The organism is Sulfitobacter sp. D7 (assembly GCF_003611275.1).
Taxonomy (GTDB): Bacteria; Pseudomonadota; Alphaproteobacteria; order Rhodobacterales; family Rhodobacteraceae; genus Sulfitobacter; species Sulfitobacter profundi.
Genome location: NZ_CP020694.1, coordinates 1,818,973 through 1,841,110, shown reverse-complemented (window position 1 = coordinate 1,841,110; position 22,138 = coordinate 1,818,973). Strand labels below are relative to the sequence as shown.

The following is a 22,138-nucleotide window of genomic DNA, read 5'->3' as shown; positions in this document are numbered from 1 at the left end:
GTTCACTCCGCCGCTTCTATCTTCGTTTCATCTGCCAATATAGGCAGTTGCATCTCAAATACAGCGCCACCGTTTTGTCCGTTGCGCGCCATAAGCCGTCCCCCAAGGTCGTTGACGATCCCCGATGAAATGGCAAGACCCAGCCCAACACCATCGCCGGGCTGTTTGGTCGTGTAAAAAGGTTCGAACAGCGCGTCCAAGTCCTCAATCCCCGGGCCATTGTCGCGCACGGTTAATGTCGCCGTCTCCCCCGCTGATAGTATAATGTCCACCTGAGGGTTTCGTTCCGATTTTGTTGCGTCTAATGCGTTTCTTAACAGGTTTACCATAACTTGTTCGATCCGCATACGGTCTCCCATCACCATGACGGGATTATCGGGCAGGATGCGGCTGATCTGAACCTGTCGCTGGCGCAACTGCGGCTCCATCATCGACAGGGAAGACGCCAGCGCCGCGCCCATATCAACCGGAGAGAAGGCCTCCTGCCCCTTGCGGGCATAGGATTTAAGCTGCCGGGTGATCGCGCCCATTCGTTCGATCAGGTCGTCGATGCGCCCAAAGGACGACAGCGCCTCATCCTGCCGGTTGCGGTTCAGCAAAAGCCGCGCGCCCGCTAGATAGGTTTTCATCGCCGCAAGCGGTTGGTTCAACTCATGGCTGACGGCGGCAGACATTTCACCCAATGCGGCAAGTTTTGATGACTGTTCTAGGGTTTGCTCGGCCACGGCGAGGGTCTGTTGCACCCGCTTGCGCTCAGCGATCTCACGTTGGAGGGCAAGGTTCAGGGCCCTGAGTTTCGCCGATTCCCGTTGAAAGATCGCCAGCCGCCCCGCCGTGCGGCGGCTCAGGAAATAGAAGGCCAACGCCAGCAGGATCGCAAAGCCCATGACCTCCAACGCCAGCACGCCGTTCACCTTTTCGCGGACCGAGGCATAGGTTGTGTAGCTGCTCATCCGCCAGCCGCGGAACGGTATCCGGTTTTCCAGCCGCATCACCGCCTCGCCCTGCAGATAGGCATCGGGCGGCAGCGCGGTCCAATCGGTGGTGGCTTGAATGGCGCGTTCAATGGCGCTTTGGGGCGTGTGGTTGGCCAGCGCTTCGGGTTCTGTCAGCCCGCGCCAACGCGACTCGGTGGCGAGGATAATCTCGCCCGTGCTGTCCATCACGATGACCGCGTCCGAGATCCCGGCCCAAGCCCGTTCAAACTTTTGCAGATCAACCTCAACGGCGATCACCCCAAGTGTGGTCCCGCCAGACTGCATGCGCCGCGAATAGAGGAAGCGATAGCCGCCCTGCTCACGCTCAATGGTCGAAAAGATCGTCGCATTTGAGCGGATGGCATCAACGAAATAGGGCTCGGATTTATGGGCGGAGCCGAGGCGATTCCGGTCCGTCGCCGCCACGGTGCGCCCATCGATGTCATATAGCATCAAGGATGCCGCGCCGATTTCCTCAACGAAAGAGATAAGCCGCTGTGTCGACAAGGAATAGTCCGCCGATTGCAGCGCCCCGATCAACGTGGGGTCGCGCGCCAAAAGCTGTGGCACAATCGCGTTTTGCCGCAACTCGGCCAGCAGGTTGCCGCTGTATAGCGCGATGCGCAGTTCCGCGCGGTTGCGGGTGCTTTCGGTAAAACGGTCGGTCAGCAGCTTGTTGGTGATCGAGATCGTCACCACGGCGAGGATCATCAGCAATGCAATGGCAAACCGCACCCGCCAGGATACGGCCATGCTATTGCCTTCGGAACCGGATGCATCACTCATCGCGGCAATCTACGCGCTACGTGCGATGCACTCAAGTCAAGCGGTCTGCAGCGCGCCGGTCAATGCGCGGAAGAGCGCCGCCCCATCCGTATTGCCATGAGCCGCTTCCGCCGCCCGCTCAGGATGCGGCATCATGCCCAGCACACGGCGGTTTTCCGACAGGATGCCCGCAATATCGTCGCGCGCCCCGTTTGGGTTCTCGGCATAGCTGAAAGCCACACGATCTTCGCCGCGCAGTTTCGCGATGGTCTCATCGTCGGCAAAGTAATTGCCATCGTGGTGCGCGATCGGAATGTTGATCACCTGACCGGCGCTGTAGCCGTTGGTGTAGTCGCTGGCCGTGGTCTCAACCTTGAGACCTACAGTCTTGCAGATGTACTTCAGCCCTGCATTGCGCAGCAGCGCGCCCGGCAGCAGGCCGGTTTCGGTCAGCACCTGAAATCCGTTGCAAATGCCCAGCACATAGCCGCCGCGCTGCGCATGAGCCGCCACAGAGCGGCAGATCGGCGAATTCGCGGCAATGGCCCCGCAGCGCAGGTAATCCCCATAGGAGAACCCGCCGGGAATGCCTACCATATCAACGCCTTGCGGCAGTTCGCTGTCCTTGTGCCAGACCATGGAAACCTTGGCGCCCGCGGCTTTGAAAGCCACGGCAAGGTCGCGGTCGCAATTGGACCCGGGGAAGACAACTACCGCTGCGTGCATCAGGCCAGCTCCACCGAATAGGATTCGATCACCGTATTGGCCAAGAGCTTTTCGCACATGGCGGTCACATCGGCCTCGGTCGTGCCCTCGGCGAGGTCAAGCTCGATCACCTTACCCTGACGCACGCCGTTCACCCCGTCAAAGCCCAAGGCTCCGAGCGCGTGGCGGACAGCTTCGCCCTGAGGGTCGAGAACCCCGTTCTTCAGCATCACATGCACCCGTGCTTTCATGGCGCGACACCCCTTTGTAACATCTGCAAATTGAACGGCGAAGCCGCGTTAGTTGATCAACGTCGGCTTGGAGACCGGCGCATTGTTCTTGGGCATGACGCCGAGACGTTTGGCCACTTCGGTATAGGCATCGGTGAGCGAGCCCAGATCGCGGCGGAACACATCTTTGTCGAGTTTCTGGCCCGTCTCGATGTCCCACAGACGGCAGCTGTCGGGGCTGATCTCATCGGCGACGATCAGACGCTGGAAGTCACCATCGTAAACGCGGCCAATCTCGATCTTGAAGTCCACCAGCTTGATGCCGACGGCCATCATGACGCCCGACATAAAGTCGTTGACCCGCAGCGCGAGGCTCAGAATATCGTCCATGTCTTGCTGGGTTGCCCAGCCAAAGGCGGCGATATGCTCTTCGGTGACCAGCGGATCACCAAGCGCGTCGTCTTTGTAGCAATACTCGACAATCGGGCGCGGCAGTTGCGTGCCCTCTTCGATCCCCAACCGCTTGGACATGGAGCCCGCCGCATAGTTGCGCACGATCACTTCCAGCGGAATGATCTCAACCTGCCGCACGAGCTGTTCGCGCATGTTCAGGCGTTTGATAAAATGCGTCGGCACGCCGATGTTGTTCAGCCCGGTCATAAAGAACTCGGACAGGCGGTTGTTCAACACGCCCTTGCCCTCGATCGTGGCTTTCTTCTCGGCGTTAAAGGCGGTGGCATCGTCTTTGAAATATTGCACGATGGTACCGGGCTCAGGACCTTCATAGAGGATCTTTGCCTTGCCTTCGTAGATCTTGTTGCGCCGGGCCATGGGCATCCTTTCCAACAGGGGGCCGGGAACATCCCCGCCGCTTGCGCTTCTCTTAGTGCAACCACCCCGCTGCTGCAAGCATGGCCCGTCACCTTTGACGCGCCACTTGTGGGAACGCGGGGGCGACCGCATATGAATAGGGTAACACCAGCAATCGGAGACCCGCTATGAGCAAGTTCGACGACCGTGCAAATGCCTTTGAAAGCAAGTTCGCCCATGATGCAGACATGCAATTCCGCGCCGAAGCGCGCCGCAACAAACTTCTGGGCCTCTGGGCTGCTGAACTTTTAGGCAAATCGGGCAGCGACGCCGACGACTACGCCAAAGAGGTGGTGAAATCCGACTTTGAAGAGGCGGGCGACGAGGATGTTTACCGCAAAGTCTCGGGCGATCTGGGCGACCGCGCCGATGAGGCAACGATCCGCGCCAAGATGCAGGCGCTAATGGTCGAAGCCAAAGCGCAGCTGCTGAGCGAGACCAGCTAACCCATTCCACCCCGGCCACGCGCCGGGGTGACCCGCCTTGCCTGTCCTCATAATGAAGATGAATATTATGAGATTGCCCCCATGAAGGCATCATGACATCAGGCGAAATTCCCAGACCCTACAGGAGCCCCCATGAGCAACGCATTCACCGATCTTTTGGCTGAAAAGGGCACATTGCTCGCGGATGGAGCCACGGGCACCAATCTGTTCAACATGGGGCTGATGTCGGGCGACGCGCCTGAGATGTGGAACACCGATGAGCCGAAGAAGATCATCAAGCTTTACCGTTTCGCGGTGGATTCGGGCAGTGATCTGTTCCTGACCAACTCTTTTGGGGCGAATGCTTCGCGGCTCAAGCTGCACGGTGCCGAAAAGCGGGTGCATGAGTTGAGCCGCGTCTCTGCCGAACTGGCACGCGAAGTGGCCGATACCGCCGAGCGCAAAGTCATCGTCGCAGGCTCTGTCGGCCCCACGGGTGAGATCATGGAGCCGGTCGGCACCCTGACCCATTCCCTCGCCGTTGAGATGTTCCATGAGACTGCCGACGGCCTCAAAGCTGGTGGTGCCGATATTGGCTGGCTGGAAACGATCAGCGCCCCCGAAGAATACCGCGCCGCTGCCGAAGGCTTTGCGCTGGCGGGTCTGCCATGGTGCGGCACGATGAGCTTTGACACCGCGGGCCGTACGATGATGGGCCTGACCTCCGAAGGGATGGTCGATATGGTGCACGGGCTGGACAACATACCGCTGGCATATGGTGCCAACTGCGGCACGGGCGCGTCTGACCTGCTGCGCACGGTACTCGGTTTCGCCGCCAAGAATGGCACGCTGCCGATCATCTCCAAGGGCAACGCGGGCATCCCGAAATACGTCGAAGGCCACATCCATTACGACGGCACGCCCGAGTTGATGGCGCGCTATGCGACCATGGCGCGTGACGCGGGGGCCAGCGTCATCGGCGGTTGCTGCGGCACCCTGCCCGAGCATCTGGTCGCGATGCGCGAAGCGCTCGATAGCACGGAAAAAGGTCCCGCCCCGACGTTGGAGCAAATCCGCGAAGAGATCGGTGATTTCTCGTCCGAAAGCGACGGCACCGACGGGCAAGGTCCAGTGCGCGCGCCGCGCCGTGGCCGCCGCCGGAGCTAAGCTTCAAAACAAGCTCAATTGATCGCCCTTTTCGGAGGGCGGTCGAAACAGATCGCAGCGCAGCGGCACGCCCGCGCGGGTCAGCCCCAGACGTTTGACTGCCAGATCAAACCGCTGGGCCACCATCTGCGCATAGGGCCCCTCGCCCCGCATGCGTTTGTGCCAGCCCGCATCGTATTCCTTGCCCCCATGCATATCGCGCAGCCGCGCCATGATCCGCTCGGCCCGGTCGGGGTAATGGGTGGCGAGCCACTCTTGCACCAGCGGCGACACCTCACGCGGTAGGCGCAGCATGATCCAACTGGCGTGCCGCGCCCCGGCGTCACGTCCGGCGGCAAGGATCGCCTCCAACTCCGGGTCGGTCAGCGCCGGAACCATTGGGGACGCCATGATCCGCACCGGGATGCCAGCCTCCGACAGCTTTCGGATCACCTGCAGCCGCCGCTGCGGTGCGGGCGCGCGCGGTTCCATCAAACGGCTGAGCTTTGCGTCCAGCGTAGTCACCGAAATGCCAACCGCCGCCAATCCGCGCTCGGCCATATCGCCCAGAATGTCGATGTCGCGTTCGATCAGGCTGCCCTTAGTGACGATTGCCACCGGGTGATTGAATTCAGACAGCACCTCAAGACACTCCCGCATGATGCCATGGGTCTTTTCGATGGGCTGGTACGGATCGGTGTTAGTGCCGATGGCGATGGGCGCGACCTGATAACGCTTCGACCGCAGTTCCCGCGCCAGAACGCCCGGCGCTTCGGGCCGGGCGATCAGCTGCGTCTCAAAATCCAAGCCCGGAGACAGGCCGAGGTAGGCATGGCTGGGCCGCGCGAAACAGTAAACGCAGCCATGTTCGCAGCCGCGATAAGGGTTGATCGACCGATCAAAGGGCAGATCCGGCGAGCGGTTGTAGGTAATTACCCGGCGCGGCACCTCGATGCTGGTGTTGGTACGCAGCACCGGAAGCACCTCTTCCCGTGCCCAGCCATCGTCCTCCGCCACGCGGGCGTGACGCTCAAACCGGCCTGCGTCATTGCTGCCTGCCGCGCGGCCAAGCACGCGGAATCGCTGGTCTTCCCTATCCATGAAAGAAGGTTAGAACATTGTGCGAACATCAGCAAGTAAACTTGCGCAAACCCTTGTCCTTACACCGCAAAAAGCAGTAGTTTGCTCCCAAGGCGTCGCGCATGGCGCGGCCGATGTCGCAAACCGCGACCCCGGCGCTAACATTCCGTGAGACAAGGGCCCAAGTGTCATGCACCTGCACGCCCAGCAGAAGGAAACACCATGTCAGAAGAAGACGATATCATCCTGGCCGAGTTGGACGATGAAGAACTGGTCCAGCAGATGTTCGATGACCTCTATGACGGTCTTAAGGAAGAGATCGAAGAAGGGGTGCAAATCCTGCTCGACCGCGGTTGGGAACCCTATGAGGTTCTGACCAAAGCGCTGGTCGGCGGCATGACCATCGTGGGCGCGGATTTCCGCGACGGTATCCTCTTTGTGCCCGAAGTGCTGCTGGCCGCTAATGCGATGAAGGGCGGCATGGCCATCCTCAAACCGCTCCTGGCCGAAACCGGCGCGCCCCGGGTGGGCAAAATGGTGATTGGCACGGTCAAAGGCGACATCCACGACATCGGCAAAAACCTCGTTGGCATGATGATGGAAGGCGCGGGTTTCGAAGTTGTCGATCTGGGCATCAACAACGCGGTCGAAGCCTATCTAGAAGCGCTTGAGACGGAACAGGCCGACATCCTCGGCATGTCCGCCCTGCTGACCACGACCATGCCCTATATGAAAGTTGTGATCGACACGCTGATCGAACAGGGCAAGCGCGACGACTATATCGTGCTGGTCGGTGGCGCGCCGCTGAACGAAGAGTTCGGCAAGGCCATCGGGGCTGACGCCTATTGCCGCGATGCCGCCGTAGCAGTGGAAACGGCCAAAGACTGGATGGGTCGGAAACATAACTCCGCCAACGCCTAGGCTGCTGGCACCGCTCCACTTGGCTTTGGCATCGGTGACATGCGATGGTGACGCCATGAGCGACAGCAATCTGCCAGATGATCGGACCCTCACCCAAGAGGGGCTCGCGCCCACCCGCGCGGGCCGCATTCTGCTGATCGCCTGTGGCGCGCTGGCCCGTGAGATACTGGATTTGAAGGCCGCGAACGGCTGGACCCATCTTGACCTGACCTGCCTGCCCGCGAAATATCACCTCTACCCGGAAAAGATCACCCAAGCGGTGCGCGACACGGTCGCCAAACACCGCGCGGACTATGACGATTTCTTTGTCGTCTACGCCGATTGCGGGACGGGCGGCGGGCTGGAGCGGGCCTGCGAAGAGATGGGCGTGCAGATGGTCGCAGGGCCACATTGCTACAGCTTTTTTCAGGGCAACGAGAGTTTCGCCAAAACCTCGGAAGATGAGATCACCACCTTCTACCTCACCGATTTTCTGGTGCGGCAGTTTGAGGCTTTCATCATCAAGCCAATGGGACTCGACCGGCACCCGGAACTGCGCGATATGTATTTCGGCAATTACGAGAAACTGGTCTATCAGGCGCAGACGGACGACCCGGCGCTGACCGAAAAGGCGCAAGGCTGCGCCGCGCGGCTCGGCCTTGCGTTCGAGCGGCGCTTCACGGGCTACGGGGATTTGCAGACCGCTTTGCGCGACCTTTAACCGTCAGGCTTCCTGAGCGGCCGTCTCGCGCACGCGCTCAATCATCGCGCGCAACCCGTTGGAGCGTTGCGCCGAGAGGTGGTCATTCAATCCCAGCCGCGCAAGTTCCGCTTTGGCATCGACAGCGCCCACTTCGGCAGGCGTCAAACCGTTGTAAAGATTTCGCAAAACCGCGATCAGCCCCGAGACGATCATCGCGTCGCTTGCGCCGTCAAAATGCAGCTTGCCGCCGTCAAACTGTGCATGAAGCCAGACCTGAGAGGCGCAGCCGTCGACCTTGGTCGCCGGCACGCGCAGCGGCTCGGGCAGCGGGTCCATCGCTTTACCAAGGTCGATCACATGGCGGTAGCGGTCTTCCCAATCGTCCAGAAACTCGAAATCCTCGACCAGTTCTTCAAAGGCAGGCGTGGCCATCTGTGCACTCTCTTTGGGTGAATTCCATTGCCTGACAGGTAGGATGCCGATGCGCAAAGGTCCACCCCCTTCCCATGGCTGGCGTGATGGGGTAGCACAAGACAAGTTAACTTAACGGCGGATCCCATGCGCAAGACACTCCTCGCTCTTTTGGCCTCGACCCTTTTGGTATCCGCCTGTGGCACGGTCCGTGACAGCCGCATCAACCCGCTGAATTGGTTCGGCCCCGCGCGTTCGGCACCGTCCGCGCCGGAAGAGAGCAACAACCCGTTGATTCCACAGCGCAGCGGGCTGTTCGCCCGGCGCGCGGTTGAGGTCGACACCTATGAGGGGCGCCCTTTCGAGCAGATCACCGACCTTACGATAGAGCCGGTCCCGGGCGGTGCGATCCTACGCGCCACGGGCCTTGCCGCGCGGCAGGGCATTTATGCGGTGCAGCTAACTCCTGCGACGATTGATGAGACGCCTGTCGACGGTGTTCTGACTTACCGTCTGGAAGGGGTACGCCCCGACAAGGCGACACCGCAAGGCAGCCGCCCCACCCGTGAGGTCATCGCGGGCCGTCGTCTGACAGATCAAATGCTGGCCGGGGTGCGCGAGATTCGCGTCGAAGGGCAGATGAATGCGCTGGTCTCTCGCCGCTAAGCGGCCAAGCCACGCACCATAAGAAAGAGCCGCCCCAATCGGGCGGCTCTTTTCAGTTCAGACTTTGACTGCTTTCACATCCGTCCCATCGGCGGCCAAAGCAATCTTGCCCTCGCAGAGCAGCAGCGCATCGGCGCCAAAGACCTCATGCCGCCAGCCGCGCAGGGCCGGCACGTCGCGCTCTCCCGCCGACAACATATCCAGATCACTGGCCGAGGCGATCAACTTGGCCGCGACGCCTGCGCTTTCGGTCTTGGCCTTGAGCAAAACCCGCAGCAGATCGGCCAGCGCCGGGTTCACCTGCAGCTTGTCGCGCTTGCGGTCGGGTTGCGGCATGTCGGCGGCTTTGCAGGCCACGCCTGCGGCCACGGCTTTCAAAATGCCCTCGGCGATTTCCCCCTTGCGGGCCTCGCGCAGCAGCAGACGGGCGCGGTTCAGCTCCTCGCCGTTAGAGGGTTTGAGGCTTGCCAATTCGACCAGCGCGTCATCCTTGAACACGCGATTGCGCGGGATATTGCGGGTGCGGGCGTAATCCTCACGAAAGGCGGCCAATTCGCGGACGATCGCCAGAAACTTCGGCGAATTGGTCCGGGTCTTGACCCGCTTCCACGCATCCTGCGGCTGGGTCACATAGGTATCGGGGCTGAGCAGCGTCTCAAGCTCCTCGGCCACCCAACGGGCGCGGCCGGTCTGTTCAAGCTTGCGCGCCAGAAACTCGTAAATCTGCCGCAGGTGGGTCACATCGGCCAGCGCATAGGTCTTCTGTGCGTCGGTCAACGGACGGCGGGACCAATCGGTAAAGCGCGAGGTCTTGTCCAGCGACTCATGCGCGATCTTGCGGACCAAGGTCTCATAGCCCACCTGTTCGCCAAAGCCGCAGACCATCGCGGCCACCTGCGTGTCGAACAGCGGTTCGGGAAAGACTTTGGCGTCGACGTAGAAGATCTCAAGATCCTGTCGTGCCGCGTGGAACACTTTGACCACAGATGTGTCGCGGAACAGATCGTAAAGCGGCTCAAGCGAGATGCCGTCGGCCAAGGGATCGACCAGCACGGCGTTGCTGTCGTCGGTTCCGGGCATGGCAAGTTGGACGAGGCAGAGCTTGGAGTAATAGGTCCGCTCACGCAGGAATTCCGTGTCGACGGTCACGTAATCATGGCGCGCAGCTTCTTCACAGAATTGCGCGAGGTCGGCGGTCGTGGTGATGGTTTTCATAAATGCTCTTTGACAAGTTGCACGCCCGGTCATCGGGCTTTGTCAAAGAGGTACATCACAAGGGAAGCTTTGACCAGCGTCAGCCCGTCAGCATGACTGGCTGACGCTCACCGGCGGCGAAACGGCGCAGCACGGCGGGGTAAAGGCGATGTTCTTGCACCAGCACCCGCTGGGCCAATGTATCAGCCGTGTCGCCCGGCAGAACCGGAATGCGCGCTTGGCCAAGGATCGGACCATCATCCAAAGCGGCAGTGACTTCATGCACGGTGCAGCCATGTTCGGTATCGCCCGCCTCAAGCGCGCGGGCATGGGTGTGCAGCCCGCGGTATTTCGGCAGCAGCGACGGGTGGATATTGATCATCCGCCCGGCCCAAGCATCGGTGAAGCCTTCGGTCAGTTTGCGCATAAAGCCGGCAAGGCAAATAATGTCCGGCGCATGGGCCTCAAGTGCGGCGCTCAAAGCCGCCTCAAACGCGGGGCGGTCTTTGCCGTAGGGGCGGTGATCGACCACTTCGGTCGCGATCCCCTGCGCCTGCGCCCAAGCGATCCCGCCCGCGTCCGGGTTGTTGGACAGCACCAAACAGGGGCGGCCCGCATGGTCGCCAGTCATATCCTCGACCAGCGCCCGCATGTTAGAGCCGCCGCCCGAGACGAAAATCGCAACCCGCTTGGTCAAAGCAGCGCGCCGGAATAGGTGACGCCATTGCCGGTGGTGATACGCCCGATTTCGATGGCAGCGTGGCCATCCTCGGCAAAAGCGGCCTTGGCCGCGTCGACCTTATCGGCAGAGACGACGGCAACCATGCCAATGCCAGCGTTGAAAGTCTTGAGCATCTCGGCCTCGGCCATGCCCCCCTCGGCGGCCAGCCATTTGAAGACCGGCGGCAGGTCCCATGCGTTCAGGTCAATCTCGGCCGCCAGCCCCACGGGCAACACGCGCGGCAGGTTTTCAGTGAGGCCACCGCCCGTGATATGCGCCAGCGCCGACACGGCATCGGCGCGCAGGGCCGCAACGGCGCCCTTGACGTAAAGCTTGGTCGGTGTGAGCAGCGCACTGCCCAGATCACCTTCGCCCCATGGGCAATCGTCGCTCCAGCCCAGACCGCTGCGCTCAACGATCTTGCGCACGAGGCTATAGCCGTTGGAATGCACCCCGTCGCTGGGCAGGCCCAAGAGCACGTCGCCCTCTTTCACATCGCGCGGCAGCTCGGTTCCGCGCTCCATCGCGCCGACGGAAAAACCGGCGAGGTCGAAATCGCCCGCGTGATACATGCCCGGCATTTCAGCGGTCTCGCCCCCGATCAGGGCACAGCCGGAATCGGCGCAGCCTTTGGCGATGCCTTCGATGATCCGTGCGGCACTGTCGAGTTCCAGTTTACCGGTCGCGAAATAGTCGAGGAAGAAAAGCGGCTCGGCGCCTTGGCAGACCAGATCGTTGACGCACATGGCCACCAGATCAATGCCGATGCTGTCGACGTTGCCGGTATCAATCGCGATGCGCAGCTTGGTGCCAACGCCATCCGTCGCCGCAACCAGCACCGGGTCGGTGAAACCTGCGCCTTTCAGGTCAAACAGTGCGCCAAAGCCGCCAAGGCCAGACATAACGCCCGGCCGTGCGGTGGATTTCGCCGCTGGCTTGATCCGCTCTACAAGCGCGTTGCCTGCGTCAATATCCACGCCTGCTTCGGCATAGGTGATTCCGTTGTCGGATTTCGTCATGGTCATGGCCCCCGGCGCGCATTTTCCCTTGCGCGCGGAGTTAGAGTATTGTGCGGGTCACTGCAATCATTTGGTGCAGCTAATGTCTTGACGCTCGGGCTGCGGCGTCATACCCAAACGCCCATGGCGGGCCTGTAGCTCAATTGGTTAGAGCAGAGCGCTCATAACGCTTTGGTTGCGGGTTCAAGTCCTGCCGGGCCTACCATTCCGCCCCCGCTTTTCGCCCAAACCTCAGCGTTTGGCGCTGACATGCCAGTTCACCTGCATCTCAACGACCGTCTCACCCGCCTCATTCTGGATGTCGACCGCCACGTCAAAGGCGACTTTTCCGTCTTCTTGCAGCGCGGTCAGCAGCTCGGCCCCGGGGCGCGAGGTTTCGGCATGGGCGGTCAGCGTACCCTCGGCGATCTTTTTAAAGGTGATTTGCCCCATGGCCGCGACGGGGCGCATGTCCATAATCACCGGCGCAATCGCCCCGGCCATGGCAGCACCCGAGGCGGCTTCGCCCAGCGTGAACATCGCCCCTGCGTGCTGCGTGCCGATGTGGTTAGAGGTCTCATGCCGCTGCACCAGTTCGGCGCTGGCGGTGCCGTCGCCGATCTTGAGCAGTTTCACCCCGACATGGGCGGCAAAAGGCACGGCGGTGTCGAGATGGGCTTTGATCATGTCGTAGGGGGTCATGGCTGCGCTCCGTTCTAAGGTCGGCTCACTGTGGCAAAGCCGCGCGCGCGGCACAATCCTGCCGCCGGGTCACCGCGCGATGACAATATCTGCACGCAGCCCACCAAGCCGCGCCGATTCCCCCAGCCGCAGCACCCCGCCATGGGCGCGCGCAATGTCGGAGGCGATGGCAAGGCCCAGCCCAACGCCGCCGCCCTTGTCTTGATTGCGCGCAGGATCAAGCCGCGAGAACGGCCGCGTTGCCTCGTCGCGCCGCTCTTCCGGGATGCCGGGGCCGTCGTCTTCGACACGGATACGCAGGGTGCGGTCGCTCAGCATGACCGAGACTTCGGCCTGCGAGCCATAGCGCACGGCGTTGGAGATCAGGTTATCCACCGCCCGGCGCATCGCCACTTTGCGCAGTTTCACAAAACCCTCGCCCGCGCCCTCGGGCGGCAATAGCGTAACCTTGCGCCCGGTGCGCTGCGCGTCTTCGACAATAGCGCTGACGAACCGATGCGGCGCCACCTTCTCCGGCTCGCCCTCGGCGGCACCTTTGGCAAAGTTGAGAAACTCATCCAGCATCCGCTGCATATCATCCACATCGGCCAGCAACGGGGTGGCATCCTCTTCATCGATCATCGACAGGCCAAGGCGCATACGGGTCAGCGGTGTGCGCAGATCGTGGCTTACCCCTGAGAGCATCAGCGTGCGCTGCTCAATCTGCCGTTCAATCCGTGCGCGCATGTCGACAAAGGCGTTGCCCGCCGCGCGCACTTCGACAGCGCCAGTGGGGGTGTAGGGTTCATGCCGGCCCCGGCCAAAGGCTTCGGCGGCACGGGCCAAGCGTTTGATCGGGCGCAATTGATTGCGCAGATAGATCGACGCGATAACGCTTAAAAGCACGCCGAAAAACACCGTGTAAACGAAAAGCTGGTGGGGGTTGGAGGCCGAGATCCGCCGCCGTTCAAACTGGATGCGCAACGGGCCATGCACACTCTCGATATAAAGCACGACAAAATCGTCATCGCTGAGGTCCACCGCTTCGATACCGTCCATCTTGCTGCGCAGACGAGGGATCAGCACCCGGCCCGAATAATCGTACCACAGCATGCTGTCTTCATCCGGCAGCGGAGGATTGGCGCGGGTCACCACGAAATCAAGCGGGCCCGCCCGCGCCTCCACCGCCATGGGCACCGATTGCGCATCGGGAGCCGTGCCGACTGCCAGCATGACCAGTTCCAATTCGCGCAGGACGGTGTCGGTCATCTGCCCGGTGACGCCTTCAAAATGCCTCTGGGCAAAGATCACCACGACGACCAGCTGCAAAAACACCACTGGTAACAGCAAGATCAGCGCGGCGCGTCCGTAGATGCCGCGCGGCACATATCGTTTGAGCCAGGCAAAATTCATGGCTAGACCTTAGCCAGCCCCCTCCCCCAGCGAAAGGTGAATCCATGCTGCCGCCCGACAACTTCGACCCCGAGATTGGCCTTGCCGAAACCTTGGAGCCCGGGCTGCGCCGTATCGTGGCGCCCAACCCCTCGCCGATGACCTATCGCGGCACCAATACCTATCTTCTGGGCCAGTCCGAGGTTGCCGTGATCGACCCCGGCCCCGACAGCCCCGCGCATCTTGACGCGATCCTCGCCGCGCTCCAGCCGGGCCAGCGGATCAGCCATATCATTGTGACCCATACGCATCTCGACCATTCCCCCCTCGCGCGTCCCTTGGCCGCGCGGACCGGGGCCGAGGTCTGGGCTTTTGGCAACGCCACGGCGGGCCGGTCCCCAGTAATGCAGGGATTGGCCGAGGCGGGGCTGATGGGCGGTGGTGAAGGTGTGGATCACGAATTTATCCCCGATCATACCTTGGCCGACGGTGACGTACTGGAGGGGGAAAGCTGGGCGCTGGAGGTGCTGCACACGCCGGGCCATATCGGCAATCACCTCTGCCTCGCTTGGGGGGATGCCTGTCTCACGGCGGATCACATCATGGGCTGGGCCACCTCGCTGGTCTCGCCGCCCGATGGGGATCTGACCGATTTCATGACCTCTTGCGAAAAGCTGGCTGCCCGACAGTGGCGTGTGTTCTACCCCGGCCACGGCGCGCCGGTCCTCGATCCCAACACGCGGCTCGACTGGTTGGTGGCGCACCGCCGCGCGCGGGAGGCGTCGATCCTTGAGGCGCTGAACGCCGGGCCTGCCACGGCTGAGGACCTCGCCCGCGTGATCTATACCGAGACCCCCGCCGCGCTTTTGGGGGCTGCCACGCGAAACGTGCTGGCGCATTTGGTCGATTTGACAGGCCGGGGCCGCGTTGCCCCGCGGAGCGTCTTGCACGCAGAGGCGCATTTCGCCCTCACCTCATAGGGGAAAACCGCGGATTCCGTCGCAAAATCGCAACAAATGCCTCAATCTGGGCGCAATTCGGCCCCTTTATGGACCTGAACCGCGCCCAAGCTGGTTGCGAGGGTGAGAGACATCAAACCCCAGCGAGCAGCAAAGGAGCTACCCGATGGCCCGACTTGACAGAACGCCGCAACCGCAAAAACCGAAGCCCGAGCAGACGCCCAAGGGCACCTCGGCCCAGCCACCGCAGCGTCCCACACCGTTGATTACCGATTACGCCAGCCTTTGAGCAGGCCCCGCGACGCGCCGGATGGGGCCGGTGCTTTGGGGAACTTTGCAGCCTGACCGCGCGTTTGCAGCCTAGAGCAACACGCAAGGACAGATATGGAACCCCACGCCCCCTCTCACGAAGCCGACCTCGCCCGTCTGCGCCGTCTGGCGGTCAGCATGGACAGCGCCTTCAAAGTGCCGATTGTCGGTGTGCGCATGGGATGGGATTCGATTTTGGGTTTCGTGCCCGTGGTGGGCGATACGCTCGCCCTGCTCCCTTCGGCCTATATCCTTAAAGAATCGCACCGGATGGGCGCGCCAAAGGGGATGCTGGCGAAGATGTTGGTGAACACCGGGATCGATTACGTTATCGGTTCGGTCCCGCTGGTGGGTGACCTTTTTGACATCGGTTGGAAGTCGAAACTGCGCAACGTCGATCTGCTGGAACGTCACCTGAAGGACCAAGCCGCCAAAGCGCCGCCCACGGGAAACGTCGAAGGGCGCATGTCTTCGCATCACCCCACGCTCAATAACTGATCCCTAAACGCAAGAGGGCCGCCCGAAGGCGACCCTTTCAATCGTTTTCCGAAGAATGGTGGCTTAGCCGACCAGTTCCAGACCGGAGAAGAAGTAGGCGATCTCAACCGCTGCGGTTTCCGGTGCGTCGGAACCGTGCACGGAGTTTTCGCCAACGCTTTCAGCGAATTCTGCGCGGATGGTGCCTTCGGCGGCGTCCGCAGGGTTGGTGGCGCCCATGACTTCGCGGTTTTTCGCGATGGCGTTTTCACCTTCGAGAACCTGAGCAACGATCGGCGCGGAGGCCATGAACTCGCACAGTTCGTCGTAGAAGGGACGCTCAGCGTGCACCTTGTAGAACTCGCCCGCCTGCGCCTTTGTCAGGTGGATGCGCTTTTGTGCGACAACGCGCAGGCCAGCGTCTTCGAATTTCTTGACGATGGCGCCGGTCAGGTTGCGGCGGGTTGCGTCGGGCTTGATGATCGAGAAAGTGCGTTCGAGGGCCATTGGCTGTACTCCATAGCGGGTGTTGATTTGCGCGCTCCCTAGCATGGGGTCTAACACATGAAAAGCCGTGATTGACCTTCGGCCCGGCTTGCTCCAAACGGCGTGCATGTTACGCATTTCAGAAATCAACTACTCCGTCGAAGGCCGCCCTCTGTTTGAGGAAGCCTCCGCCGTGATCCCCGAGGGCCACAAGGTGGGCATCGTCGGGCGCAATGGCGCGGGCAAGACCACGCTGTTCAAGATCATTCGTGGCGAGCTGTCGCTCGACAGTGGCGACATCTCTCTGCCGTCCCGCGCCAAGATCGGCGGCGTGGCGCAGGAAGTGCCCTCATCCGAGACCTCGTTGATCGACACGGTGCTGGCTGCCGATGTGGAGCGTGCCCGGCTGATGCTAGAGGCCGAAACCGCCGAAGACCCGACCCGCATCGCCGACATCCAGACCCGTCTGGCCGATATCGACGCTTGGTCCGCCGAAGGCCGCGCCGCGTCGATCCTCAAAGGTCTGGGCTTTGACGACGAAGAACAACAGATGCCCTGCTCTGCCTTTTCCGGCGGTTGGCGGATGCGCGTGGCGCTGGCCGCCGTACTTTTTGCCCAGCCTGACCTGCTGCTGCTCGACGAGCCGACCAACTACCTCGACCTTGAAGGTGCGCTGTGGCTGGAAAGCTATCTGGCAAAGTACCCGCATACGGTGCTGATCATCAGCCACGACCGCGGTCTGTTGAACCGCGCCGTGGGCGGTATCTTGCACCTCGAAGACCGCAAGCTGACGTATTATCAGGGTCCCTATGACCAATTCGCCCGCCAGCGCGCCGAGAAACGCGCGTTGCAGGCGGCGATGGCCAAGAAACAACAGGCACGCCGCGATCACATGCAAAGCTTCGTGGATCGCTTCAAGGCCAAAGCCTCCAAGGCGAAACAGGCGCAATCGCGCCTGAAGATGATCGAGAAGATGGACATGATCACCGCGCCCGAGGATGTGGCGCGCAAGGTCTTCACCTTCCCTGAGCCCGAGGAACTCTCGCCGCCGATTATCAATATCGAGAACGGCTCGGTCGGCTATAGCGACGACAACCCGGTGCTGACCCGTCTGAACCTGCGCATCGACCAAGACGACCGTATCGCGCTCTTGGGCAAGAACGGTCAGGGCAAATCAACGCTGGCCAAGCTTTTGTCGGACCGTTTGCCGCTGATGGCCGGGCGGCAGGTCAACTCCTCCAAGCTGCGGGTGGGCTTCTTTGCCCAGCACCAAGTGGACGAGCTGATCGTCGAAGAGACGCCGCTGCAACATATGATCGCCGCCCGCCCCGGTGTGATGCAATCGAAACTGCGCGCGCAATTGGCGGGCTTTGGTCTTGGCCCGGAACAGGCCGAGACCGAGGTGGGCCGACTGTCAGGCGGGCAGAAGGCGCGGCTTTCGCTGCTGCTGGCCACGCTGCACGCCCCGCATCTGCTGATCCTCGATGAGCCGACCAACCACCTCGACATCGAAAGCCGCGAGGCGCTGGTCGAGGCGCTGACGCGCTACTCGGGTGCGGTGATCCTTGTCAGCCACGACATGCACCTATTGTCGCTGGTGGCCGACCGGCTTTGGCTTGTATCGAACGGCACGGTCAAACCCTATGAGGAAGACCTCGAAGCCTATCGCAAGATGCTGCTGACACCCGAAAAGCCTGTCAGCAAGAACCCATCGAAACAGCCCAAAGAAGCCCCCAAACCCAAACGCGCCAGCCGCGATGAGGTGCTGGCCCTGCGCAGCGAAGTCCGCAAGGCCGAAGCGCGGATGGAAAAGATCAACGAGATGCGCGACAAGCTGGCCAAGAAACTGGCCGATCCGGCGCTCTACGAAGATGCCAAGACCGGCGAGCTTGAGGTCTGGAACAAGAAATACGCTGAAGTGATGGAAGCGCTGGAGCGTGCGGAGAGCCTCTGGGTCGGCGCGCAAGAAAAGCTGGAGAAAGCCACAGCCTGACCCAGCAAGGCCCAATTTATCACATCGCGGGGGTCGCCTAAGGGGCGGCCCTCGTGCATTCTGGCAAGAAGCCCCGCGCCAAGGAAGACCTATGACCCTCGACACCGCCTATATGATCACCGCCCTCGTCACGATGTTCGTGGTGATCGACCCCATCGCCATCGCGCCGGTCTTCCTTGCCTTGACCCGTGGGATGAGCAATGCACAACGCCGCCTGATCGCATGGCGCGCGGTGGGTGTGGCGGGCTTGGTGCTGTTGATCTTTGCCGCCTTTGGCGAGGCGGTGCTGGGCTTTATCGGCATCTCGATGCCCGCCTTCCGTGTGGCGGGCGGCATTCTTTTGTTCATCACCGCGCTCGACATGCTGTTCGACCGCCGCACCAAACGCCGCGAAGACCGCGCGGATGAGGATGACCACGACGATCCGTCGGTTTTCCCTATGGCCATTCCGCTGATCGCTGGCCCCGGCTCCATCGCCTCGGTGATCCTGCTGACGGGTGAAAAACCGGGCGGCGAAGGGCTGCTGACCATCATCGTGATCACCGCGCTGACGCTGGTGGTCATGGCGTTGACGATGCAGGTCAGCGGCGCGCTAGAGCGGGCGATGGGCAAGACCGGCATCAACATCATCACCCGTCTGCTGGGCATGTTGCTGGCGGCCCTCTCGGTTCAATTCGTGCTCGACGGGCTGGCGGCCTTTGGTTTTGGCCCCGGCCCGACGCCCGGCTGACATTTGCCCGGCCCCTTCCTATATGAGGTGTAAGGGGGCGCATTCATGGCCGAAATCGATACAGCACATCTGATCTACCTCATCGTTTTGCTGGCGATGCTGGCGGGCTGGTTCTTTTTGCAAAGCCGGCCCAATATGAACAAGACGCTGCAACAGGCGGCGGTCTGGGGGCTGATCTTTACCGGCGCGGCGGCCGGGGTCGGCCTGTGGCAAGACATCACCCGCGACACCGCCCGCCAACAGCTCTCCGTCAACCAAGAGGGTGAGATCGTCCTGCCGCGCGGGCGCGATGGGCATTACTACCTGATGGCCCAGATCAACGGTGCTTCGGTGCGTTTCGTCTTCGACACCGGCGCGTCTGATATCGTCTTGACCAAATCCGACGCCGCGCGGATTGGCATTGACCCCGAGGGGCTTGATTACCTTGGCCGCGCGGGCACCGCCAATGGCGAGACGCGCACCGCTTTCGTGCGGCTGGACGAGGTCGTGGTGGGCGAGGCGGTTGACCGCAATGTTCCCGCGGTGGTGAATGACGGGGTCATGTCCCAATCGCTTTTGGGGATGGGATACCTGCAACGCTGGGGCCGGATCGAGATCAGCGGCGGTGAGCTGCGCTTGAGCCGGTGATTTGGGGCAGAACCTTGCCCGAAATGCGAAAAGAAGAATCAAACTCGCCGCAAAATGACGCCGCATTCGCCGTGAATTGAACAGGTTTCCGCCCTTTTGGGCAGATATCTGTAAGGCACAACTGTACCCAATTTTGGAGAACGTGCTGCTATGCTGACCAATATTATGGGTGGGTCAACTGCCTACCAACAAAGCAACAAACCCGCCAAGGCGGAAAAGGCTGAAAAGCCTGAGAAAACCAAGAACGAAGCCCCGCAGGCAGAAGCAAAACCCGCCAGCGAAGGGCAGACCACGCAAAACAGCGCGGCAGCCCAAGAGGCGTCCAAACCTCAGTCCGTGCAAGCCCCGGCCAAGACCGAAGCGGTGCAAGCCGTAGCACAGGCAAAGCCGACCGAGACGGCCCCAAAGGCCACGACAGCGGATAACGAAGCCTTTGCCCGTGCGGCTGCACAGCGCAGCGTCGACAGCCAGCGCACCCGCGCCTTGCTGGATACGATCGCACCGGTGAACAACAGCGCGGTCGAAGCTGCCAAATCCTACGTCAGCAAGGTCGAACCGGATGCGCCAGAGGCCACCGCAAGCAAAGCCACGGCTGCCGCGAAACCCGCCCTCGACAAAGCGGCCTGACCAGCAGTCAGGGGCGGCGGCCTTGCGGCCCTGCCCCTGCTCCGCTGGCCTTTAGGTCTCGGCCTTCTTTTCCCAGCGACCACTTTCCTCAGACCAATATTGCGCCGACGCGCCTTCGGATTTCAGCCGCTTCCACAGGCCGCGTGCTTGATCCAGCGCCACGGGGTCATGCCCGTCGAACAATACGCAGACCCGTTGCAGCGACGCGATCTCTTCGGCGGTGACATCGGCACCATGCACCGCCATCAAACAGTCCGCGCGATTGGGCGTGCCATCCTCCAAGGTCAGCAACACCGGTTGCTCTGCATCCTGCGGCCCGCCCGCCATGCCATGGGGCAGAAAACTGTCGTCCGAATAGGTCCAAAGCGCCCGGTCAAGCGCTTGCAGCCCCGCATGATCGGTCCCGCGCAGGGCCACGCGCCACCCGTTGGCGAGCGACTTTTCCAGCAGCATCGTCAGCGTCTCGACCAGAGGTCGCTGGGTCAGGTGGTAGAAGTAAGCCGCCCCCATATCCGGCTCAGCCCTTCTCGAAACGGTCGGCGACCAGTCGGTTCAGCGCCGCCACGCCCCAGCCCGTCGCGCCCGCGGGGGCCAATGTGCTCTCGGACTTCAGCGAGGCGACCCCAGCGATGTCGAGGTGGATCCATGGCGTCTCATCCTTGACGAAACGCTTGAGAAATTGCGCCGCGGTGATCGACCCCGCCGGACGCCCCCCAATGTTTTTCATATCAGCGATACGGCTTTTCAACTGATCGTCATAGCCTTGGCCCAAAGGCATCCGCCAGGCGCCTTCGCCTTCGTTCTCAGCGGCTTTTAGGAACGCGTTGCACAGCTCATCGTCGTTTGAGAAGACGCCCGCGTTTTCATGACCCAGCCCGATAATAACCGCACCGGTCAGCGTGGCCAGATCGATCATCGCCGCAGGTTTGAAGCGGTCCTGTGCGTACCACATCACATCGCAGAGCACCAAACGCCCCTCGGCGTCGGTGTTGATGACCTCAACCGTGTCGCCCTTCATAGTGGTAATCACGTCGCCCGGACGGGTCGCATTGCCCGAGGGCATGTTTTCGACGATGCCCACCAGTCCGACAACATTCGCCTTGGCCTTGCGCAGCGCCAGCGTGCGCATCACGCCCGAAACAACGCCTGCGCCGCCCATGTCCATGGTCATGTCTTCCATGCCCGCGCCGGGTTTGAGGCTGATGCCGCCGGTGTCAAAGACAACGCCCTTACCGACCAGCGCCAGCGGGGCCGCATCATCTGTGCCGCCATCCCACCGCATCACGACGACTTTGGAAGGGCTGTCAGACCCCTGCCCCACAGACAAAAGCGTGCGCATACCAAGGCTTGCAAGCTCTTCCTCATCCAGCACTTCAACTTTAAGGCCCAAGCTCTCCATTTCCGCCAGACGTTCGGCAAAATTGGTTGTGGTCAGGATGTTGGCAGGCGCGTTGGTTAGATCGCGCGTCATGAAAGCGCCCTCGGCCACCGCCATCAACGGCGCTGCGGCCTCGCGGGCCTCCTCGGGTTTGGAGCACATCACCTCAACACTGCCTTTACGCGGCTTGGGGGCGGATTTGTGATCCTCGAACCCATAGTCCCGCATCGCCAAACCAAAGGCCACATCCGCCACCCGGCGGGTCGCGGCGGTAAGCAGCAAAAGATCACTGTCGCCCCGGCGCTTGGCCAGCGCGGCCCCGGCTTTGCGCGCGGTCATCACATCGGTCCGGCGCGGCATGTGGATCACGTCCACCGCCTCTGCTGCCATGCCAGCGGGATAGCCCATGCTGAGCATGTCACCGGGTTTCAGCGCTGCGAAACGCTCACCTTCCATCAGCCGCTGCAAGGCGCCTTTGGTCAGCCGATTGACCCGCCGCGCGCCGGCATCGAGCCGCCCTTCAGGCTCAAGAAACACCGCGATCCGCCCGGAATGCCCCGCGATACGGTCGATGTCGGTCTCGGCGAAAGTGATGGGGGTCAGATCGGTCATGGCATGCCTCATGGTTGATTTTGCCCCAGACCTATCGCGGCGCGCCGCGCATGGCCAGATAGCAGTTTTCCCGCCC

Annotated in this window: 26 protein-coding genes and 1 tRNA gene; 13 read left to right on the top strand and 14 right to left on the bottom strand. The window is 61.8% G+C overall.

Annotation, left to right across the window (positions count from 1 at the left end):
• Positions 1-2: 2 nt before the first annotated feature.
• The 4 genes from B5M07_RS08910 to purC form a co-directional block, all read right to left on the bottom strand.
• Positions 3-1,730 carry a sensor histidine kinase gene (locus B5M07_RS08910; RefSeq protein ID WP_205570851.1) on the bottom strand — a complete coding sequence of 576 codons (1,728 nt, stop codon included), beginning with the start codon at positions 1,728-1,730 and terminating at the stop codon, positions 3-5.
• Positions 1,731-1,799: 69 nt separating this feature from the next.
• Positions 1,800-2,468: a phosphoribosylformylglycinamidine synthase subunit PurQ gene (purQ, locus tag B5M07_RS08905; protein WP_120351042.1), complete on the bottom strand. Its 669-nt coding sequence runs from the start codon at positions 2,466-2,468 to the stop codon at positions 1,800-1,802.
• On the bottom strand, positions 2,468-2,698 hold the full coding sequence (gene purS / locus B5M07_RS08900) for a phosphoribosylformylglycinamidine synthase subunit PurS (protein ID WP_067629083.1): 231 nt from the start codon (positions 2,696-2,698) through the stop codon (positions 2,468-2,470). The genes purQ and purS overlap by 1 nt, the downstream gene beginning before the upstream one ends.
• A gap of 48 nt (positions 2,699-2,746) precedes the next feature.
• Positions 2,747-3,508 carry a phosphoribosylaminoimidazolesuccinocarboxamide synthase gene (gene purC, locus B5M07_RS08895; RefSeq protein ID WP_067629081.1) on the bottom strand — a complete coding sequence of 254 codons (762 nt, stop codon included), beginning with the start codon at positions 3,506-3,508 and terminating at the stop codon, positions 2,747-2,749.
• Positions 3,509-3,675: 167 nt separating this feature from the next.
• Here purC and B5M07_RS08890 point away from each other — a divergent pair, with 167 nt between their 5' ends.
• Both B5M07_RS08890 and bmt read left to right on the top strand, forming a co-directional pair.
• Positions 3,676-3,993, top strand: a complete 318-nt coding sequence (locus tag B5M07_RS08890; protein ID WP_120351041.1) for a DUF1476 domain-containing protein — start codon at positions 3,676-3,678, stop codon at positions 3,991-3,993.
• Between the two features lie 132 nt (positions 3,994-4,125).
• On the top strand, positions 4,126-5,139 hold the full coding sequence (bmt, locus tag B5M07_RS08885) for a betaine--homocysteine S-methyltransferase (RefSeq protein ID WP_120351040.1): 1,014 nt from the start codon (positions 4,126-4,128) through the stop codon (positions 5,137-5,139).
• A 3-nt stretch (positions 5,140-5,142) separates the two neighbouring features.
• Here bmt and B5M07_RS08880 read toward each other — a convergent pair whose 3' ends face one another.
• Positions 5,143-6,219 (bottom strand): PA0069 family radical SAM protein, encoded by a 1,077-nt coding sequence (locus B5M07_RS08880; RefSeq protein ID WP_120351039.1) that lies wholly within the window; start codon positions 6,217-6,219, stop codon positions 5,143-5,145.
• 201 nt (positions 6,220-6,420) lie between these two features.
• On the opposite strand from B5M07_RS08880, the gene B5M07_RS08875 reads away from it, so the two are divergent.
• Positions 6,421-7,119, top strand: coding sequence for a corrinoid protein (locus B5M07_RS08875; protein ID WP_067629073.1), 699 nt, complete (start codon positions 6,421-6,423; stop codon positions 7,117-7,119).
• 55 nt (positions 7,120-7,174) lie between these two features.
• Entirely contained in the window at positions 7,175-7,819 is a 645-nt protein-coding gene (locus B5M07_RS08870) for a DUF1638 domain-containing protein (protein WP_120351038.1), read from the top strand.
• Positions 7,820-7,822: 3 nt separating this feature from the next.
• Here the strand turns inward: B5M07_RS08870 and B5M07_RS08865 are convergent, their stop codons facing one another.
• A complete protein-coding gene (locus tag B5M07_RS08865) occupies positions 7,823-8,233 on the bottom strand; it encodes a SufE family protein (RefSeq protein WP_120351037.1) in 411 nt (136 codons plus the stop codon).
• Positions 8,234-8,359: 126 nt separating this feature from the next.
• On the opposite strand from B5M07_RS08865, the gene B5M07_RS08860 reads away from it, so the two are divergent.
• Complete coding sequence (locus tag B5M07_RS08860) at positions 8,360-8,878, top strand: hypothetical protein (RefSeq protein WP_120351036.1); 519 nt, start codon at positions 8,360-8,362, stop codon at positions 8,876-8,878.
• A 57-nt stretch (positions 8,879-8,935) separates the two neighbouring features.
• On the opposite strand, the gene rnd is transcribed toward B5M07_RS08860, so the two are convergent.
• From rnd to purM, 3 genes are all read right to left on the bottom strand, one after another.
• The gene (gene rnd, locus B5M07_RS08855) at positions 8,936-10,093 is read right to left on the bottom strand and encodes a ribonuclease D (protein WP_120351035.1); all 1,158 of its coding nucleotides are present in this window, start codon (positions 10,091-10,093) and stop codon (positions 8,936-8,938) included.
• Between the two features lie 79 nt (positions 10,094-10,172).
• On the bottom strand, positions 10,173-10,769 hold the full coding sequence (gene purN / locus B5M07_RS08850; protein WP_120351034.1) for a phosphoribosylglycinamide formyltransferase: 597 nt from the start codon (positions 10,767-10,769) through the stop codon (positions 10,173-10,175).
• Positions 10,766-11,812: a phosphoribosylformylglycinamidine cyclo-ligase gene (gene purM, locus B5M07_RS08845; RefSeq protein WP_120352199.1), complete on the bottom strand. Its 1,047-nt coding sequence runs from the start codon at positions 11,810-11,812 to the stop codon at positions 10,766-10,768. Before purM ends, purN begins: the two co-directional genes overlap by 4 nt.
• Positions 11,813-11,940: 128 nt before the next feature.
• Here purM and B5M07_RS08840 point away from each other — a divergent pair.
• Positions 11,941-12,017: transfer RNA gene (locus tag B5M07_RS08840), tRNA-Ile, on the top strand.
• Between the two features lie 26 nt (positions 12,018-12,043).
• On the opposite strand, the gene B5M07_RS08835 is transcribed toward B5M07_RS08840, so the two are convergent.
• Complete coding sequence (locus B5M07_RS08835) at positions 12,044-12,493, bottom strand: DUF4442 domain-containing protein (protein WP_067629061.1); 450 nt, start codon at positions 12,491-12,493, stop codon at positions 12,044-12,046.
• Positions 12,494-12,562: 69 nt separating this feature from the next.
• The gene (locus B5M07_RS08830; protein WP_120351033.1) at positions 12,563-13,885 is read right to left on the bottom strand and encodes an ATP-binding protein; all 1,323 of its coding nucleotides are present in this window, start codon (positions 13,883-13,885) and stop codon (positions 12,563-12,565) included.
• 44 nt (positions 13,886-13,929) lie between these two features.
• Here B5M07_RS08830 and B5M07_RS08825 point away from each other — a divergent pair, with 44 nt between their 5' ends.
• The 3 genes from B5M07_RS08825 (at position 13,930) to B5M07_RS08820 (ending at position 15,630) form a co-directional block, all read left to right on the top strand.
• Positions 13,930-14,844, top strand: coding sequence for an MBL fold metallo-hydrolase (locus B5M07_RS08825; RefSeq protein WP_120351032.1), 915 nt, complete (start codon positions 13,930-13,932; stop codon positions 14,842-14,844).
• A gap of 145 nt (positions 14,845-14,989) precedes the next feature.
• Positions 14,990-15,112 (top strand): hypothetical protein, encoded by a 123-nt coding sequence (locus tag B5M07_RS19665; protein WP_259980958.1) that lies wholly within the window; start codon positions 14,990-14,992, stop codon positions 15,110-15,112.
• A 95-nt stretch (positions 15,113-15,207) separates the two neighbouring features.
• The gene (locus B5M07_RS08820; RefSeq protein ID WP_120351031.1) at positions 15,208-15,630 is read left to right on the top strand and encodes a DUF4112 domain-containing protein; all 423 of its coding nucleotides are present in this window, start codon (positions 15,208-15,210) and stop codon (positions 15,628-15,630) included.
• A gap of 63 nt (positions 15,631-15,693) precedes the next feature.
• On the opposite strand, the gene ndk is transcribed toward B5M07_RS08820, so the two are convergent.
• The gene (gene ndk, locus B5M07_RS08815) at positions 15,694-16,116 is read right to left on the bottom strand and encodes a nucleoside-diphosphate kinase (protein ID WP_067266630.1); all 423 of its coding nucleotides are present in this window, start codon (positions 16,114-16,116) and stop codon (positions 15,694-15,696) included.
• 106 nt (positions 16,117-16,222) lie between these two features.
• On the opposite strand from ndk, the gene B5M07_RS08810 reads away from it, so the two are divergent.
• The 4 genes from B5M07_RS08810 to B5M07_RS08795 all read left to right on the top strand — a co-directional run bounded on the left by B5M07_RS08810 (position 16,223) and on the right by B5M07_RS08795 (position 20,072).
• The gene (locus tag B5M07_RS08810; protein WP_067629091.1) at positions 16,223-18,088 is read left to right on the top strand and encodes an ABC-F family ATP-binding cassette domain-containing protein; all 1,866 of its coding nucleotides are present in this window, start codon (positions 16,223-16,225) and stop codon (positions 18,086-18,088) included.
• Between the two features lie 91 nt (positions 18,089-18,179).
• Entirely contained in the window at positions 18,180-18,818 is a 639-nt protein-coding gene (locus B5M07_RS08805; RefSeq protein ID WP_067629053.1) for a MarC family protein, read from the top strand.
• 45 nt (positions 18,819-18,863) lie between these two features.
• A complete protein-coding gene (locus B5M07_RS08800) occupies positions 18,864-19,445 on the top strand; it encodes a retropepsin-like aspartic protease family protein (RefSeq protein WP_120351030.1) in 582 nt (193 codons plus the stop codon).
• A 150-nt stretch (positions 19,446-19,595) separates the two neighbouring features.
• On the top strand, positions 19,596-20,072 hold the full coding sequence (locus tag B5M07_RS08795; protein WP_067629049.1) for a hypothetical protein: 477 nt from the start codon (positions 19,596-19,598) through the stop codon (positions 20,070-20,072).
• Positions 20,073-20,123: 51 nt separating this feature from the next.
• Here B5M07_RS08795 and B5M07_RS08790 read toward each other — a convergent pair whose 3' ends face one another.
• Both B5M07_RS08790 and B5M07_RS08785 read right to left on the bottom strand, forming a co-directional pair.
• On the bottom strand, positions 20,124-20,582 hold the full coding sequence (locus tag B5M07_RS08790) for a DNA polymerase III subunit chi (protein ID WP_120351029.1): 459 nt from the start codon (positions 20,580-20,582) through the stop codon (positions 20,124-20,126).
• Positions 20,583-20,589: 7 nt separating this feature from the next.
• A complete protein-coding gene (locus B5M07_RS08785; protein ID WP_120351028.1) occupies positions 20,590-22,062 on the bottom strand; it encodes a leucyl aminopeptidase in 1,473 nt (490 codons plus the stop codon).
• Between the last annotated feature and the right edge of the window lie 76 nt (positions 22,063-22,138).